Origin of the sequence: Comamonas trifloxystrobinivorans, from assembly GCF_043359985.1 — a bacterium.
Classification (GTDB): domain Bacteria; phylum Pseudomonadota; class Gammaproteobacteria; order Burkholderiales; family Burkholderiaceae_C; genus Comamonas; species Comamonas trifloxystrobinivorans.
In genome coordinates this window covers 189,608-207,283 of record NZ_JBHZGV010000012.1, presented here as the reverse complement: position 1 = coordinate 207,283, position 17,676 = coordinate 189,608, and the positions used below count along the sequence as shown (strand labels likewise).

The window sequence follows — 17,676 nt, the reverse complement described above, 5'->3', positions numbered from 1 at the left end:
GTAGCGAGGCTTCTCCTACAATCGGCTGGACATGCCCAGTCTCAGCCAACAACGCACGCAAAAATACATAGCCGCGCGCCAGCAGCACCCGGCCTGGCTGTTGTTGGCCTCGCGCCGTGCGCCGCTGATGCTCAGCTGCCTCGATGCGCTGTTCGAGCACCAGCGCGATGGCGTGCCTTTTGATGCGGCGGTGCAAGCGTTGTCGGAAATGCTGTCGGCGCACGCCAACGACAGCGACTACGAAATTGATAGCAATGACACATTGAACCAGGCGCGCCGCGATTTGCGTGACTGGATTCGGCGGGCGTTGGTGGTCGAGCGCGAGGGCAAGGTGTTCGAAACCGATGCGCTCAAAACCGCGCTGCGTTTTGTGGCCCAGCTCGACGGTCGCATGATGACATCGACCGCATCGCGCCTGGCCGTGGTGCAGCGTGAAATCGACAACCTGGCGGTAGCCCTCGATCCCGATCCCGCAACCCGCAGCGCCCATTTGCAGCGCCGCATAGACGACTTGCAGGCCCAGCTGGCCCAGGTGCAGGCCGGCAACATTTCCAGCCTGGACACCGAGCAGGCGGTGGAAGGCATCCGCGAGGTCTATGCGCTGGCCACCAGCTTGCGCGCTGACTTTCGGCGGGTGGAAGACTCATGGCGCCAGGCCGATCGCATGCTGCGCGAGGCCATCATCAGCGCGCGCCACCACCGCGGCGTGGTCATGGACCAATTGCTTGATGGCCATGCGAGCTTGCTCAACACGCAAGAGGGCCGGGTGTTCGACAGTTTTCACCAGCAACTGTCGCAGCAAACCGAGCTGGCCGAAATGCGCCAGCGCATTCGCCAGATTCTGAACCACCCGGCCGCCGAGCAGGCGCTCGACGGCCTGCAGCGCAGCGCCATGCAGTTGCTGGTGCAGCAGCTGATCAAGGAAGCCAAGGTGGTGCAGGATGTGCGCGCCCGCAGCGAGCGCGAGGTCAGCCAGTTCATGAAAACCGGGCAGGCGGCCGAGAACCAGCGCGTGGGCCAGTTGCTCAACGATGTGCTGGAGCAGGCCTTGCGCATTGATTGGCAGCGCCAGGCCACGCGGCGCCAGGCCAGCCCTTTGCCGCCGATGGGTGTTGCACTGGGCGCCGTGCCGCTGGTGGAGCGGCTGCGCATCAAATCGCTGGAAGAGGGCGCACAGGCCGCTTTGCTGCTGACCACCCAGCACGCGGATTTGAGCCAGATGGAGAGCGAGTTCTGGCAAGCCTTTGAAGGGCTGGACCGCGAGGCGCTGTTGCAGCAGACTTTGGCTTTGCTCCAAGAGCGCGGCGAACCGATGAGCCTGGCGCAATTGGCGCAAGCTTTGCCACCGGGCGAGCACGACCTGGAGACGCTGGCGCTGTGGCTGTCGATGGCGCAAGAGGCGGGCCTGGCGATGGCGCCGCAAGCCCAAGAGCAATTGACCACACGCGATGGCGAGCAGACTTGGCGATTTACCGTGCCGCAGGTCGCTCTTGACAGTGCGAGTTTGGCGCAGATCGACTGGGAGCTGTGATGAACCACCCAATGAGCGGCTTTTCAAAGCCATGGACGCAGGCGCTGTATGCCAGACACCCCTGATATCTTTGACCAGATCGCCAGCCAGGCCACAGAGCCTTTGGCGGAGCAGACGGCTGTGCCAGAGGCCGAGACGCTGGATGAGCCCGTTGCAGAAGCCAGCCCAACAGCACGCACGCCCGCGCAGCAGCGCGCCGCACTTCAATATCTGTTGGCCAATGGCTGGGTAGAAGCTGGTAACAAGCCGCGGCTGTACCAGCACATTGCAGCGCATCTGCCCGTCTTGGACAGTCTGCTGGAGCCACTCGATCTGCGCGTGCAACTCGACGACGTGCGCGGCTTTGCCTTTTTGGCTGTGCGCAGCGACTACGAAAGCGACGATACCGACGAGAGCGAAGCGGGCGAGTGGACGCATCCGCTGATGCGGCGCCAGCGCCTGACCTTGGAGCAATCTTTGCTGCTGGCGATTTTGCGGCGCGAGTTTTTGCAGCGCGAGCAGGAAAGCGGCGTGGGGGTGGCTGTGCGGCTGAGCGTGGACGGCTTGCTGCCGCAGCTGGAAACCTATCTGGGCTCGACCGGCAGCGACATGCAAGAGCGCAAGCGCCTGCTGCAACTGCTGGAAAACCTGCGCGGCCACGGCCTGGTCTCGGAAGTGGATGCGCAAGACAGCATCAGCATCCGGCCCATGATCGTGCACCTGCTCAACCCGGAAAACCTGCAGGCGCTGCTCGCACGCCTGCGCGCCGTGGCAGAAGGCTTGCCGCCGGCCCAGGAGGGTGAAGCTTGAGCACCGATACCTCGTTCATTCTGCAGGCGCTCGATCTCTACAACTGGGGTGCCTTTGCCGGCCGCCACCAGGCCGATATCGACCCGGGCAACAGCGCCATCATCGGCCCCACGGGTAGCGGCAAAACCACGCTGGTCGATGCGCTGATGACCTTGCTGTGCGCCAGCCCACGCTACAACCTGGCGTCGACCGGCGGCCACGAGAGCGACCGCGATCTGGTCAGCTACGTGCGCGGCGCCAGCGGCCAGGGCAATGACAGTGGGGACCACATCACCCGGCCTGGCCCATGCGTCAGCGGCATTGCCGCACGCCTGGTGCGTGGCGCTGCGCCTTTCTCACAAACCGTGCTGCTCGGGGCGGTGTTCTGGTTCGACGGCTCCAGCCAATCGGCCAGCGACATGCAAAAGCGCTGGTTTTTTGCGCCCGACCAGGGCCAAAGCCTGGACTTGTGGCTCGAAGAGCAGCACAGCGGCGGCGCCCGTGCGCTGTCGCGCCTGGCCAAGGACAGCGACGGTCTGCAGATCTATACCAGCAAACAGACCTACCTGGCCAAGCTGCACAGCTTCTTCGAAGTAGGAAGCAACGCTTTTACCTTGCTCAACCGGGCCGCGGGCCTCAAGCAGCTCAACAGCATTGACGAGATTTTTCGCGAGCTGGTGCTCGAAGACCAATCGGCCTTTGCCGACGCACAAAAATTGGTAGACGGCTTTGCCGAGCTGGCCTCCATCCATGCCGATCTGGAGCTGGCCAACGCGCAACTCGTGGCCTTGTTGCCGCTGCGCGAAATGTCCGCGCGCGAGCAGCAACTGGGCCAGCAACTGGCGAGCTTGCAGCAATTGCAAACACAGCTGCCCGGCTGGTTTGCTGCGCAGGGCTTGCATTGGTGGCGCCAGCGCCATGACCAACTGCAGGCGCAAGTGGAGCAGCGTCGCGCCCTTTTGCACAGTGCGCAAGAGCGTGTAAAAGCGGCACGTGAGCAGGAGCAAGGCTTGCATGCGCTGTATCTGCAAGCCGGCGGCAGCGACATCGCTACGCTGGAAGCCAATATCCGGCTGGAGACCAAGGAGCTGGCGCGCAAACAACACAACCTGGTGCAGTACCAGACGCTGGCGCGCAATCTCGGCCTTGCCCAGGCCGCGCCCGCGCAGGCAGAGAACCTGGCCGAACACCAGGCGCATGCGGCAGCGGCAGTACAGCAGTTGGAGAACGAACAATCCCAACTGCAAGCCGAGGCCGAAACCGCGATTGCTGAAGAGCGCAACGCCCACAAACAGTGGAAAGAGCTGGAAGCCGAATACGAAGCGGTACGCCTGCGCCCGGGCTCCAATTTGCCGCTGGAATTTCAGCGCTTTCGTGCCGATCTGGCTGAGCACCTGGGCTTGGCGGAAGCAGCGTTGCCCTTTGTGGCCGAGCTGGTGGAGGTGCCACCTGCCGAGCAGCACTGGCGCGGCGCCATCGAGCGGGCGCTGGGCAGCCACCGCTTGCGCATTCTCGTGCCGCCGCAGGCCATGCGCGAGGCGCTGCACTGGGTGAACCAGCGCAACAACCGGCTGCATGTGCGCTTACTGGAAGTGCGCGAGGCCAGTGCGGCGGCCAGCGCCACTTGGTCAGATGGCTTTGTGCGCAAACTCAAGCTCAAACCCGGCGTGCCGGCGCAGACGGTGTCGGCACTGCAGCAGCTTTTGCACGAGCTGGACCGCCACTGCGTGGCCGATGTGGAGGCGCTGCAACGTACACCGCACGCCATGACGGCGCAGGGGCTGATGTCGGGCCGGGCTGAGCATTTCGATAAGCAGGACCAAAAGCGCATTGACCAGGACTGGATGACCGGCTTTGACAACCGCGACCGCCTGGCCCAGCTGCTGCAGCTGCAAAACGAGGCGGGCGAGAGCTGGCGCACGCTGGATCGCCTCAAGGCCGGCAAGCTCCAGGCCCAGCACCTGGCGCGGGAGCGCCGCCAACTGTGGGATGCGCTGCAGGCGCTGCGTCTGGAAGACATAGACACGGCCGCAATCGCCGAGCAGCTGGAACACAAGCAGCAGCAACTGCAAGCGCTGCTCAACCCGCAATCGGATACGGCCCAGGCCAAACTGCGCTGGGAAGAAGCGCTGGCACAGACACAGCAAGCGCAGGAGCAGGAGCGCGATTTGCAAGCCGAGCAGGTGGCCGACGAGCTGCTGCTGGCCGAAGCTGGGCGCAAGCAAAGCGCTTACCAGACGCGGGTGGAGACGGCGGCGCCGCCTGATGCGGATTTCCCCGAGCAATGGCTGCGCCAAAGCGGCAAAAAGCGCTTGCCGGTGCTGGATGGCGACAACCTGGATGCGCAAGAGCGCGAGGCTGGCAGCCAGGTGCAAATCAGCCTTAACGACATTGGCAAAAAACACTCCACGGTCATCAACGATCTGGTGCGGCAGATGGGCCGTGCGCAGACTGAAGACCGCGGCGCCTTGGCCGACCATACGCAAGAGATCGAGGCTTTGCCCCACTATCTGCAGCGCTTGCGGGTGCTGGAAGAAGAGGCGCTGCCGCAAAAACGCCAGCGTTTTCAGGAATACCTCAACGAGACCTCGCAACAGGGCGTGGACGCATTGCTCAACGGCATTGCCATCCAGGTGGCCGACATCGAAGACCGCATTGCCAAGCTCAACGAGACCTTACGCCGCGTCGATTTTCAGCCAGGCCGCTACTTGCAGCTGGAGCCGCGCACGGTGGTGCACCAAAGCCTGCAAGAGCTCACCCGCGCGCAGGCGCAACTGCGCACCGAGCGTTTGCGCGACGACGGCGGGCATAGCCACTACCGTGCGCTGCGGGCGGTGATTGAAATGCTGCAAGAGCATGCGGGCAACCGCCGCAGCAAGGCCGCGCAGGCTTTGCTTGATGCGCGCTACCGCCTGCAGTTTGCGGTGCTGGTGCTTGACCGCGCCAGCGGTGAGTTGCTGGAGCGCCGCACCGGATCGCAAGGCGGCAGCGGCGGCGAGAAAGAAATCATCGCCAGCTACGTGCTGACCGCCTCGCTCAGCTATGCGCTGTGCCCCGATGGCAGCAGCCGCCCGGTGTTTGGCACGATTGTGCTCGACGAGGCCTTCTCCAAAAGCTCGCAGGCCGTGGCTGCACGCATCATCCAGGCGCTGCGCGAGTTTGGGCTGCACGCGTTGTTTGTCACACCCAACAAAGAGGTGCGCTTGCTGCGCAACCATACGCGCTCGGCCGTGGTGGTGCACCGGCGTGGCCCGCAAGCCAGCATGGTTTGCCTGCGCTGGGAAGAGCTGGACGCCAAGCGCCCAAGCTTGGCGAGCGCTCCCACGAATAACTCCGTATGAAATCGCCCCAGCACTTGGCCACCAGCTTGGCTCGCCAATGGGCACGGGCCGATTGGCGCGAGCACCAACTGCTGGGCGGCAGTGCCGCCTGGCCGCTGAGCCTGCCCATCGGCCAGCCGGATACCCAGATTTTTCTGCACGATGCCGCTGCGCTCCAAGCGCATCTGCGCCAGTGGCGCGAGGTGGAAAACCTGGGGATTGGTGAGGTACTTTGGCAAGAGCGCCGCTACCGAGGCAGCAGCAGCGCGGTGTCTGTACCCAGCCATTGGCAGTTGGGCCGCCCCTCGGAGTTCTTGGCAGGCATCGAGCAATTCAAGGCGCCCGAGCATGCCCAGATCAAAGGCCTGTACCTGCGGCTGGGGCGGAACATCGCTGGCGCCGACCCAGCCTTTCAGCGCTTGCTGGTGCGGCGCCTGGCGCTTTGGCGTGATCTGCCAGACGCCGAGGTGCAAGCCGCTTTGCGCCTGGCGGGCCAGCTGGAGCCCGGCTGCGCCCAAGGAAAACCTTTGCGCATGCTGGCGCTGGGTGCGCATGACAGCAAGTTCTGGGAGCGCAATGGCGCTCTGTTGACGAGCTTGCTCGACCTGCGCTTTGCCGGCGAAGCCAGCCGCCAAGGGCTGATCGGTTTTTTGGGCGCGCTGCACGAAGGCGACCATTGGCTGCTGGTCGTGCCCATGGCGCCGGGCCTGCTGCCGTTTGCCCGCCTGCGTGTGACGGCCAAGGAGTTGCAGCACACGGCTTTGCCAGCCAGGCGGATCTTGCTGGTGGAGAACGAAAGCAGCCTGCACCAGTTGCCCAGCCCGTTGGCTGATTGCATTGCGGTGCTGGGTTCGGGCCTGGATTTGCAGTGGCTCAGTGCCGACTGGTTGCAAAACTGCCAGGTGGCCTATTGGGGCGATCTGGACACCTGGGGCCTGGCCATGCTGGCCACGGCACGCGGTTATTTGCCGCAATTGCAGGCGCTGCTGATGGAGCAAACGGTGTTTGACAGCCACCAAAGCCAGGCAGTGGCCGAGCCTGCACCGGCCGACCCAGCGCTTTATGCCCGACTGCCCCCGCAAGAATTGGCATTGGCGCAATACTTGCGGGCCCAAGAACTGGGCCGTCTGGAGCAGGAATTTTTACCCGGGTCTTTGGTGGCACAAGCTGTGCATGAGTGGTTGCAGGCCACGTAGCCACCGTGCGTCCTGGTCCGTTCAGACTGGCCTGCCGCCACCCTTTGCCCCAACACCATGAAATCCCCCATCCGCGTGGTCGATGTCGACCGACTGGAAACCTGGACCAAGTACCGCCCCGGTCTGTGCGAGACTTGCGCGGCCAACTGCTGCACCATGCCGCTGGAGGTGCAACTGGCTGATTTGGTGCGCTTGGAGCTGGTGGACCCTTTCGAGGTGGAGAACATCGAGCCCAAGCTGATTGCCAAGCGCCTGCTCAAAGCCAAGCTGATCGACCACTACAACCCCAAGCACAATATTTTCACCATGGCGCGCCGAGCCAGCGGGGATTGCAATTTTCTCGACCCGAAAACCCGTTTGTGCACGGTCTACGACAAAAGGCCGGAAACCTGCCGCTTGCACCCGAAAAAAGGCCCGAAACCGGGGTATTGTGCCTACGGCAACAAAAATCACAGTTAGTTGCTCCAGCGTACGCTGGCTAACCCGCTGGGAAGCTGGCGCCGAACTCCCCTAAAATGGGTCGAAAGTAATGAGCGCTGGCTCGATATGCCCCCTGGGCTTGCTCATGGGGTATTTTTTTAGCCGTATAGATGATGCAAAAGACAATACTGTTCTGGACGCTGGGAATCATCGCCAGCCTGTTGGCCGTCGGTGTTATTTACGGCGTGGGCCTGCAAAATGGCCTGGTATTTGACGACTCCGCATTCAGTGACGGTACGATTTTCGGCAATTATGGGAGCCTGGCGCAGCTGAAAGTGCGAATGCTTTCCTATGGCAGTTTCGTCTGGGTGCAGTCGTTGTTCGGCGAGAACTATGCGGTGCAGCGCATTGTCAATGTGCTCCTGCATCTGGCGGTTTGCCTGGTGCTCTGGCTGTTGACAACCGAGCTGTTCAAGCATGTGCAATTTGGCGAGGAAGTTGTAGCAGAACCAGGTTTTGCCACCAATCACCAGATCGCCATCTTTGCTGCCGTGGCCTTGTTTGCGGTGCATCCCGTTGGCGTTTATGCGGTGAGCTATCTCATTCAGCGCAGCATGGTGATGATGACCTTGTTTGCTGCGCTTGCCTGCTGGAGTTACGTCACGGCTTTGTCTGGCCGCGGCATCCAATGGGGCGTTCTGGCTGTGCTGTGCATGGTGCTGGCGCTGATGAGCAAAGAGCACGCCGTGGTGCTGCCGGCTTTGGCGTTGCCGCTGTATATCTACGTCAAGCGACCGCACTGGAAGACGGTGGTAGCCATCGTCGTTGGTATCGCGGTGCTGATGGGCGTATTTGCGGCGGCATTGTGGCAGCACGTGGGCGCCTTCGTTGGCGCAGTGGCAACAGATGACAACGCCTGGGCCTATGTGCACCAACTGGAGGCTGCGTACCCAGGAATCACTCGGTCAATTTACCCGTTGAGCCTGATGAACCAGGCTGCCTTGTTCTTCCACTATGGCTTGCTGTGGCTGGTGCCGAATGTGCAGTGGATGGCCATTGATCTGCGGCCCGCGTTCCCGTTATCTTTCACCAGCTGGCCGCATTGGCTGGGCGCGTTCGGCTATGTGGCTCTGGTGCTGGGCAGCTTTTATCTGTTGTTGCGCAAGCGTGATGCCTGGAGCCTGGTGGGTTTGGCGCTTCTGTGCACCTGTCTGTTATTTAGCTCTGAGTTCGTAACTGCCTGGTTGCAAGACCCGTTTGTACTGTACCGCAGTTATATCTGGGCTATGTTCCTTCCAGCTTTGCTGGCCTTGGGGCTGTTGCTATTCCCACGCAAAGCCATGGTACTGATCGCATGTGTGTTGGGCTTACTGTTCACCGTTTTGGCAGTAGAGCGCAATATGAGCCTAAAAAATTCCTACACCGTCTGGTCGGACGCCATTCAAAAAGCAGATATGCAGGCCCCTTTCAATGCATTCGGTCGTTGGCGTGCTTTTAATAGCCGAGGCGTGTATCTGTTGGAAAACATGAGCTACGAGCAAGCCCTGCAAGATTTTGAAAAAGCCGTGGCATTGCAAGAACCGCTGGGTTCGGCACAGTTCAACCGGGGTATGGCGCTGGAAATGCTCAAGCGTTACCCCGAAGCATTGCAGGCTTATCTGGCGGCGGAGAAGCTGGGCTTCAAGAATGCTGCGCTGGCATTCCACCAGGCCATCACCTACAAGCAAACCCAGCAGTTGGAGCAGGCCTACCAAAGCTATGCCAAGGCTTTGACCCTGAACCCTGATGCGGCGCTGTTGCCCGTGATCAAGCTGGAGCAAGCCGAGGTCGCGATCCCCACCGGACATTACGACACGGCCATCGCCAACTACCGCGAGCTGCTCAAAGCCACGCCGGAGAATCCGCGTTTGGAAGTGGGGCTGGGCATTGCCATGATCGGCAAAAAAGACTTTACCGGTGCGATGCAGATTTTTGACGCTTCCCTGGCGCGCCGCCCCAACCCGCCGGCTTTCTACGGTAAGGCGCTGGTGTATCGCGAACAAGGCGACCTCGCCAAAGCGGCAGAGAACATGCAGCGCGCCAGCGAGATGGATCCCGCCAACCCTGTCTACAAGAATTTGTTGGCTCAGCTCAAGTCAGGTCGCTAAGGTGCTGGGATGGCTTTTTAACGCGGGGCGTCAACAACCGCCCAGAACATCCGGTGCGAAGCCTTTGCGTGTGCTGCATGTGGGCAAGTATTACCCGCCTTATCGCGGTGGCATGGAGTCGTTCCTGGCCGACTTGGTGGAGCAACAGCGTGCGAGCGGCATCGACGCTTATGCGGTAGTGCACGGTGACCCGCTGCCTGATGACCCGGAATGGTTGATCCGTGTGCCAGTGGAAGTGACGCTGGTGTTTGCACCGATCGCGTTGGGCTTCCCGTTTGCGTTGTGGAAAGCCATCAAGCGCTTCGAACCGGATGTCTTGCATCTGCACATGCCCAACAATGCAGCGTTCTGGCCACTTATCATGCCTAGTGCGCGGCGCATCCCCTGGGTGGTTCATTGGCATTCGGATGTGTTGATTGCGGAGTGGGATACTTTGCTCAAGGCTTGTTATCAGCTCTACAAGCCCTTCGAGACCAAGCTGCTGCGCAAAAGCGATGCCATTTTGGCAACCTCACCGCCCTATATGGCGGCCAGCCAGGCCTTGCAACCATGGCTTTTCAAAACCGTTGCCATTCCTTTGGGCCTGAAGCCCTTGCAGGACGAAGTGCTGGAGCTGGCGCGCGAAGAATCGGTCGACGAATGGGGCGATGCCGAGCTGCGGGTTCTGTCTGTTGGCCGGCTCACTTATTACAAAGGCTTCGACACGCTGATTTCTGCGGTCGCAGGTTTCCCTAAAGTGCAATTGATCATCGCCGGGGAGGGCGAGCAGCGAGCCGAGTTGGAAGCATTGGTGGCGAAAGAGCGTGAGGCTCACGGCTGCGCCAATGTTCTGCTGCTGGGTTCGGTGAGCGAAGCCAAAAAGCACGCGCTGTTCAACAGTTGTGACATCTTTGCACTGGCATCGCGTGAGCGCACGGAAGCCTTTGGCCTGGTGTTGATTGAAGCCATGCAACATGGAAAGCCCTGCATTGCCTCAGACTTGGATGGCTCGGGCATGTCTTGGGTCGTGGGACAAAGTGGTGCCGGGCAGTGCTATGCACCCGACCAGGTGCTCGCTTGGAAAGGTGCCATACGCCAAGCACTGGAGGCGAAGGCGCAACTGGCTCAGCAAGGCAAAGTGGCGCAAGAAGTGGCTGATGAACAGTTCACCATTTCACAGTGCGAGCAACGCATCCGTGAGATCTATACCAGTGCGTTACCGCACTCGCATAGCGCTTTGCCGCCCATGTCGTTGCAGCGTAAGCAATTGTGCGTGGCGATAGTTCGTGACCAGAGCGAACTCGCCTTGCTGCAGCATTGGCACCCCGATTTTGCTGGTCAGGAATTGCTGTGTATAGACGGCAGCGGGCAGAGCAATGTAGCAGAGCGCTTGGCCCCAAGCGCCGTGTTGCAATTGTCGGTTGAGGCGATGCCCTGGTCGGACATGCTGGAGTTGCTCCAACGCCTGGTGGCAGAGCAAGGCTATAGTGCCTTGTGCATCTTTCCGGCAGCCCAAATGTCCGTCGGTGGTGCAGACAAGCTGCAGTCCAGCAGCAACTCCATGCAGCGGTGGTGGCAAAAACTCTTGCAGCGCCTGGGTATTCGGCACCACAGCCTGACTCGGGATTCGTGGATGCTGCAGGGCGCAGCGCTGGCGGATTGGCAGGTAGCGAAACATGCCACCATGGGCATGCATGTTTTCAGCTTTGGCCTGCGACGCAGGTAATGGCCAAGCAGCTTAGCAACCCAGTATCTCTGGAGGCCGCACTACAGCTATCACACTCGCCAATGTGCCCAAGCCCAGCAAGCTCCAGCGCGCATAGCGCGGCCAGCGTTGGGTACTTGTTTGTATGCCAATAGCGCTGACGATAGCAGCAAAGAAAATGCCATAGTTCAGCACGCGTAGAAACCAATTGGTGTGCAGCATCCACCAAGATGCACCGATCGCCAGCGATGACAGCAAGCCCAGGGCGATCAACAACAAAATTAGCAAACGGCCCATATTGGGATGGAAAACGCCGGAGCGAATGCCACTGACCAACCCGAAAATGCCGAGTACAAAGAAAGCGGCAAACATCAGGTTGCCTGATTGCACGAGCACAAAGCGCCCCCATGATCCTTTATAGGGCAGCCAAGCCTCGGCAGGCAGCAAATACGCTTGCATGGATAAGGCGGTAAACACGATGCACAGCAGGCTCAGAGCCAGCGCCGTGCGTTGCCGCTCCAGCGTACGGGAGATGGCATCTGTCCAACTGGGGCGCCACTGAAAGCGGCGCAGGGCAAGCACCAAGCCTATTCCGAGAACCACCGGAAGCAGCAGCAGATAGCGGCTGTTTGCCAGTAATTTTTTGAACTGGGCATGCTCGAGATCGGCCAGCATGGCTGCGTACGGGCCTTGTGGCAGCAGGTAGATTCCCAGGCTGAAGAAGAGCGTCAGTAAGACCGCCAAGTGTCGCAGCGTCACCGGGCGCCGCTCCATAAAATCTGCTAACACCAAGACCGTGCATAAAAAGATCAGGATGGCGTGGCTGAGAATATGCGTCACCGCAATGCAGGGCACGATCAAAAAGTACAACCAGCCCCCTTGCCGGTGCAGCCACAGCCAAGCGCAGATGACCCCGGTAAATACCAGCATTTGCCCCCATTGCTGAGGGCGCGATTCGATCAGAGGGGCCCAGAAGTAACTGGATAGCGCCAGCGCTGCCAGCACCAGGCCCGGTGCGGACAGTGCAAATTTGCGGTAGCCCCAGAGAAGCAAGAGGACCGAGAGAAAAACACCAAAGACTCCTAGTGCGGATAGGGCTTGAGCGTGCTTGATCTGCGCCTCCTCGGAAATTAGGCGCACTGCTTGAATAAAAGCAGGTCCGGAAACAGGCCAATGCACACCGAGGTCCAATTGGTGTGCAATGTCGATCCAATTGACCTCATCGTTGTGGCAGACAGGGTAGTGACCATAGGTACGTATGATCCAGGCCAATGCTGTAACCAACAAGGCTGTGGCCCCAAAAGACCAATTCGAATTGCATTGCTGCTTGAAAATCATGCTAATTGCTTATAGACAGCAATAGTTTCGCTGGTACAGCGGTCCCATGACAATTGAGCCGACCGGAGCAAGCCTTTGGCACGTGCCTCTGCCTGCCAAGCACTGTCGCTCAGACAATGCTCCAGTCCATGGCGAATGTCATCCACATCGAGAGGATTAACCAAGTAGGCTGCGCCGTCGGCGACTTCGGGCATGCAGGATGTATTCGATGTCAGCACGGGCGCACCGCTGGCCATCGCTTCGACAATAGGAAGACCAAAGCCCTCGTAGAGCGATGGGTAGGCCATAAGTCGAGCGCCAGCGTATAACTGGGGGAGCCATTTCTGTTCTACGAACGATATGTAGTGCAGCCATCCTTCTGACTGAGCTTGGGCCATTCGCAGGTGAATTGATTCAGAGTTCCAACCCTTCCCGCCTGCAATGACCAAAGGGTACTCAAAGCGTAAATCTCTAGGCAGGGTCTCATAGGCTTCAATCAGGCGTTCTACATTTTTACGAGGCTCAACGGTTCCGACAAACAAGGTGTACCGATGGGGTTGTAAATTCAATGCCTGCATCACAGGCTCAAGCGCCAGATCGGAGTATGGCTGATAGATTGTGTCCGCGGCTAGAAGTATTGCCTTGATGCGATCAGCTGCCAATAGTTTTCTATCGATCATTTCCTGACGCACAGTTTCAGAGACAGTAATAACCATATCTGTGTGCTTCAAGCTCGTTTTGAGCGTAAGCCTTAAATAATCGACTCTGGCTTGTGGGTGAAATTTAGGATAAAAAATGTGCGATAAATCATGAACTGTGCCAACCGTCTTTCCGGAGAATGGTGGAACTATGTAATTGGGTGAGTGATAAATAGAGTTGCGGTTATTTCTCAAGCGCCATTTAAAAAAATGAGGAGATAGTTGAGAAAAAACAAAAACGGCGGCTCGATTTGCAGATAGCTGATCGCGCAATGATGCTTGAACTTGGTGTGGTCGAGTTGAAGCCGACTGATCTGCCTGCTCCAATACACTCAGAGGGTCTTCAAGCCACTGGCCCATGGAGAAATAACGCAATCTGGCAATATCGTCACTCTTGTTTAATCGACGCGCCAGCTCATAGGTATAACGGCCAATGCCTGTTAGTGGGGGGCGCAAAGGATCCGCGCCAAGTATGAGGTCAAGAAGCTTCATGGCATCCTAAAAATTTCATCAAGGCGATTTAAAGAAAAGGCAAATGGAGCAAAAGATAGCGATTGATCGGCTATAAGGTGTCGATGCATCCAAAATCCAATGCAATTAATTCAGTTTATTTGTGAAATGTCTGCTGATTGGAGATAGTTTGGAATATTCTCAATAGCGCTTATGAAACTATCATATGAATGATTGCTGGAAATCTTGTCTAACTGGCGCTTACTCCACGCTGAACGAACTTCTGGGTGTGCATGCAAGTAGTTCAAAAGCTTTGCGTAATTTTCAGCCTTGTCAAAAGGGGTAACCAACTGCTCTTGTTCTAAAAATTCAGAAACAGCTCCGACATTGGAGGCTACAATAGGTATTCCTGCAGTTGCTGCTTCTAATAACACATTGGGTAGTCCGTCCCACTGAGATGTGTACAAGTAGGCAAAATAGTCTTCTTTCTGAGTCAAACTGGTAAAGGAATCAAAGCGGCCCTTCAGATTGACATTGGAGGGGAATGTACCAGGTCGCTTGCTGCTGTCGTTGAGCACTGAAGTGCCATAAACATCAAATTGAAAATCTGGCAAAAGCATCGCAACCTCTGCCAGAATATCAGGCCGTTTTTGTCGGTCCATACGACCTGCCCATAAAATTCGTTTCGAGGGTTGATTTTGAAGGTTGGAACTTCCCTCGGGGGCCGGGAAATATACAGTATGAAAGATGTCTGGGGAGACTCCAAATCCCTCAACCCAATTTCTAGGCAATGTTTTATTATCGCTGATGACGCCGCTCAATAGCGATGCACAATCCATTAAATAATTTTGCGCAAACCCGATTTTTTGACCGATCGGACTGATATCATCACAATATAAACTTGAAAAAATTTTCGTATATTGTTTAATGGCGATTCCATTGCGCTTAATGCATTCCCAGCCTAACCGGGAATTCATGACATGCATGGTTTTCGGCTTGATTTGCAAGAGCAATCTGACTAATATGTCTATTTTATGTTCGAAGTATAGACCGCTCAGTCGACTGCCTAATTCAATAAAGCATACGTTTGATGAAAGTCTCGTTTTCCATGGTGAAGGTGAATCCTCTGTGCTAATGAGCAGTACCTTTTTGGAAAATTTATCTGCGAGTGCATTTGCAAAGTGAATGGCACCCAGATCCGCACCGCCGGTTTTTAGCCAAGGAACAATTAATATGAAATCAATATTATCGGGAAGGCTGTTGATCAGGTCAAAATAAATCGTTCCAGGCAAATCATATGTCCAGGGATGTTCTAAAAACGATGCGGACGATACCACTTGTCCTTTTGGGTGCAGAGTTGCATCCAGTTCTTTCAGTTCCTCTAAGTCTTGATAAACCCAAGTGGGTAACGGTGGTGGAGAAAGTTTGCCTAATGTTGATTCTGAAAGTGCATCCAATAAGTTCGCATTGATCGATGTATTGGGGTAGATGCGTCTAGCAAATCTAGCCACAAAAGAGTGAAAAATATGCAATGCCGAAGAAGGCAGTAATTTTTTCAGAAAACGATCTATTGAAAAAAATAATTTCGTTAAAAATTTACGCATTGCAAATTTTATCAAAAAATTTACTGGGCTTTATGATGGCGCCTGCATGTCGATGGGCAATATTTAGAGACCCATTTCCCTTGCGCCGCTCATAGCGTATCGTCTCTTTCGCCGTGCGATGAATGTAGCCTTCAGCTATGGTTTCGCAGTTCCAATGCCAGTCTTCATAGCCAAAGCCTGCCTCGCCAACCCGTGAAACTTGGTAGGGACACTTTTCAAATACAAATTTTGCTGCAAACGCACAGGCATTCCAGTAGTTGGTTGTCAGTTGCGTCGCAGGCCTGTAGTATTCACCCAGTTGATCAATTTGCCACCAGTAGTTATTGATTTCACCAAAAGCAAATATTATTTCAGGGTGGATGATATTATGCTCTCCCTCGGCTTTAATCATCTCTATACTGTGTGAAATCCAATTTTTACTCCAATAATCATCTCCATCGAATGTGCCAATGTAGTCGCCATGGCTCTTGCTGACTGCAAAATTGCGACAGGATGAGAGATCTTTGAATGCGACTTGGTATATTTGATCGTATTCCCGGATGACGGGATGATTATGTACTACCCGCAACGTCTCTGAATCGGCATTGTCTAGGGTAATGACAAGTTCAACAGCAAGACCTCGCCCTTCCGCATGCTTTCTGCAGCGCTCGACAGCAAGAAGTGTCTGATGGCCTAAGATACCTTCTTTATGGAAGGTAACAATAGCACTAGCATCAAATTTCATTGTTAAAAAAATGAGGTACGAGTAATAGATCGTACCTTTTCTGTTGAGATGGAGAAGACACTATTTTTTTATTAAATCTAGAACAGTTCGGAGCGGCCTGGTAATTCTCCATGACCAGCTTTTCTGCATGGCGGTCACTAAATTTATTGATTGCTCGCTTTGAATTTGACTTTTGTGAACTTCTTGGCCAATATCGGTTATTTGTATTGACATGGTTTCGATGCGTGAGTTCAATATCGCATTTTCATTCATTGCGTTTTTAAGCAACATTTCCAACTCGTGATTGCGGAACTGCAGCTTGTGAGCATCTTGGCCGATATCAGTTAACTGTTGCAAAGTCGAGTAAGGTCTGTCGTTTAAAACTTGATTTTCATTCCGCAGCAAATGCTGTTTCTCTAGATTCTCTTGATTTTCTTTTTTTGCAATTTCTTGCGCAGAATGGAGTTGCTCAGTGAAATATGATTCTGCAACTAGCAATTTCTGGGTCACCTGTTTTTCAATCAAGGAAACATTATTGCTTAGTGAGTTAATGCTGGATTTTAGCTCTTGTATGCCGCTTGGCTCAGGTGCCTGGAACTGTTGTTGAGATCTTCCTTTGAAGATAAATGGAATGGGTGAAGTATCATCAGAATATACGAACTTGAGGATATTTTTTTGGCGTGGAATTTGCTGGAAAAGGCAGCCCAATTGCTCCAGCCAAGCAGATCGCCTTTCCAAGTTCAGGCGGTGATCTGCCAATTTTGGTTCGGATATAAACTCATCGAATGTTTGCGTGACTTGAAGTGCTCTCGATTTTTGGCTGTAAAACGAATTTTCACTTCGTAGCCAGCACGGGATACCTGCCAATTGCAGCCAGAGTGCCACGTGATAGGAGCATGAGTAGCCAATGCCCGCTTGAATCGGCTGAACGGATGTGCTACGTTGATTCGAAAAAATCAAACCCACTAGATCTAACAGTCTGGCGTCATGGAAAGGTAAAAGTGATCCTAATTTTTTGATAGTTTCAGTAGTGTCTAAAACTTCGTGGCGGGGATCACGATATGCTTGACACAGTGTCAATTTTTGAAAACCTATGCTTCTGCGCAAAAGGAATAAATCATTGCATATGTCTTGCTCGGGGGGCTTGTCAGCTGTGTAGTTCGACGAATTGAGATGTACCAGAACTCCTGAGCCCTTTTCTAGCTGCACGGAGTTGGTAAAAGAGAGCAATGCTTCTGTTGCATCATCAAATGAAAAGTCCGAGCTATAGCCGATATCATTCAGCCAGGTTTGAGATAGGTCGTCTCTAACGGCAAACGCTTTCGGCTGAAACTCTTTGATATGCTCAAGCACACGATGGTGGTACGGTGCAGTAATTTGCTGTCCTGAGACGAAGTACTCAATCTCCGGTGCCAAGCGCAAAAAATAGCTCACTACATTTAAAATGTAGTCGCCCCACATATGATTGAGAAAACCACCGCCATAAAGATGCAGTGCGGCGACATTGTGAATCTCCCGTACTTGTACAAGGGCAGGGGATGCCGCATCCAATGCGAGCGGCTGCTCTGATACAAAAAGAATGGCATCTACGCCGTATCCTTGTTGCAGCCACTCCGGGTAGCCAATGCGTTCAATTGCATTAGCTGCCATGACAGAGATGGTCGCACAGCCTTCATTCTTGGTTTTCGAATGCAGTACTGTACTGGTGTGCTGCAATATGTCACCAAAATTTCCATAGCCAAAATCACTGCCGATGAGGAGGGTTTTATTTTGGGAATTTGTAAGAGTATCTAAGCAGTTGGGGGTGGCGTAGAAGTATAGATCTGGCATGAATATAT

Annotated in this window: 13 protein-coding genes; 7 read left to right on the top strand and 6 right to left on the bottom strand. The window is 55.8% G+C overall.

Annotated elements, in window-relative coordinates:
- Nucleotides 1–31: 31 nt before the first annotated feature.
- Genes ACFIQF_RS16385 through ACFIQF_RS16365 form a run of 5 tightly spaced genes read left to right on the top strand, consistent with a single transcriptional unit; the run spans nt 32 to nt 7,274 of the window.
- Nucleotides 32–1,531: a DUF3375 domain-containing protein gene (locus ACFIQF_RS16385; RefSeq protein WP_393944490.1), complete on the top strand. Its 1,500-nt coding sequence runs from the start codon at nt 32–34 to the stop codon at nt 1,529–1,531.
- Between the two features lie 48 nt (nt 1,532–1,579).
- Nucleotides 1,580–2,320 (top strand): DUF4194 domain-containing protein, encoded by a 741-nt coding sequence (locus ACFIQF_RS16380; RefSeq protein WP_393944489.1) that lies wholly within the window; start codon nt 1,580–1,582, stop codon nt 2,318–2,320.
- Nucleotides 2,317–5,640, top strand: coding sequence for an ATP-binding protein (locus ACFIQF_RS16375; protein ID WP_393944487.1), 3,324 nt, complete (start codon nt 2,317–2,319; stop codon nt 5,638–5,640). Before ACFIQF_RS16380 ends, ACFIQF_RS16375 begins: the two co-directional genes overlap by 4 nt.
- On the top strand, nt 5,637–6,815 hold the full coding sequence (locus ACFIQF_RS16370; RefSeq protein ID WP_393944485.1) for a Wadjet anti-phage system protein JetD domain-containing protein: 1,179 nt from the start codon (nt 5,637–5,639) through the stop codon (nt 6,813–6,815). The genes ACFIQF_RS16375 and ACFIQF_RS16370 overlap by 4 nt, the downstream gene beginning before the upstream one ends.
- Nucleotides 6,816–6,872: 57 nt before the next feature.
- Complete coding sequence (locus tag ACFIQF_RS16365; protein WP_393944483.1) at nt 6,873–7,274, top strand: YkgJ family cysteine cluster protein; 402 nt, start codon at nt 6,873–6,875, stop codon at nt 7,272–7,274.
- A 119-nt stretch (nt 7,275–7,393) separates the two neighbouring features.
- Here the strand turns inward: ACFIQF_RS16365 and ACFIQF_RS16360 are convergent, their stop codons facing one another.
- Nucleotides 7,394–7,807, bottom strand: a complete 414-nt coding sequence (locus tag ACFIQF_RS16360) for a hypothetical protein (RefSeq protein ID WP_393944481.1) — start codon at nt 7,805–7,807, stop codon at nt 7,394–7,396.
- Between the two features lie 18 nt (nt 7,808–7,825).
- Between ACFIQF_RS16360 and ACFIQF_RS16355 the strand changes: the two genes are divergently transcribed.
- Together ACFIQF_RS16355 and ACFIQF_RS16350 are read left to right on the top strand one after the other, a co-directional pair.
- Nucleotides 7,826–9,382: a tetratricopeptide repeat protein gene (locus tag ACFIQF_RS16355; protein WP_393944480.1), complete on the top strand. Its 1,557-nt coding sequence runs from the start codon at nt 7,826–7,828 to the stop codon at nt 9,380–9,382.
- A 112-nt stretch (nt 9,383–9,494) separates the two neighbouring features.
- The gene (locus tag ACFIQF_RS16350) at nt 9,495–11,087 is read left to right on the top strand and encodes a glycosyltransferase (RefSeq protein WP_393944549.1); all 1,593 of its coding nucleotides are present in this window, start codon (nt 9,495–9,497) and stop codon (nt 11,085–11,087) included.
- 12 nt (nt 11,088–11,099) lie between these two features.
- Here the strand turns inward: ACFIQF_RS16350 and ACFIQF_RS16345 are convergent, their stop codons facing one another.
- The 5 genes from ACFIQF_RS16345 to ACFIQF_RS16325 all read right to left on the bottom strand — a co-directional run bounded on the left by ACFIQF_RS16345 (nt 11,100) and on the right by ACFIQF_RS16325 (nt 17,668).
- A complete protein-coding gene (locus ACFIQF_RS16345) occupies nt 11,100–12,404 on the bottom strand; it encodes a hypothetical protein (protein ID WP_393944478.1) in 1,305 nt (434 codons plus the stop codon).
- A complete protein-coding gene (locus ACFIQF_RS16340; protein ID WP_393944476.1) occupies nt 12,401–13,573 on the bottom strand; it encodes a glycosyltransferase family 4 protein in 1,173 nt (390 codons plus the stop codon). The genes ACFIQF_RS16345 and ACFIQF_RS16340 overlap by 4 nt, the downstream gene beginning before the upstream one ends.
- Before the next feature lie 110 nt (nt 13,574–13,683).
- Entirely contained in the window at nt 13,684–15,135 is a 1,452-nt protein-coding gene (locus ACFIQF_RS16335; RefSeq protein ID WP_393944475.1) for a glycosyltransferase family 4 protein, read from the bottom strand.
- A complete protein-coding gene (locus ACFIQF_RS16330; protein WP_393944473.1) occupies nt 15,128–15,859 on the bottom strand; it encodes a glycosyltransferase in 732 nt (243 codons plus the stop codon). The genes ACFIQF_RS16335 and ACFIQF_RS16330 overlap by 8 nt, the downstream gene beginning before the upstream one ends.
- Before the next feature lie 60 nt (nt 15,860–15,919).
- Nucleotides 15,920–17,668 (bottom strand): hypothetical protein, encoded by a 1,749-nt coding sequence (locus tag ACFIQF_RS16325; protein WP_393944471.1) that lies wholly within the window; start codon nt 17,666–17,668, stop codon nt 15,920–15,922.
- Nucleotides 17,669–17,676 lie beyond the last annotated feature (8 nt).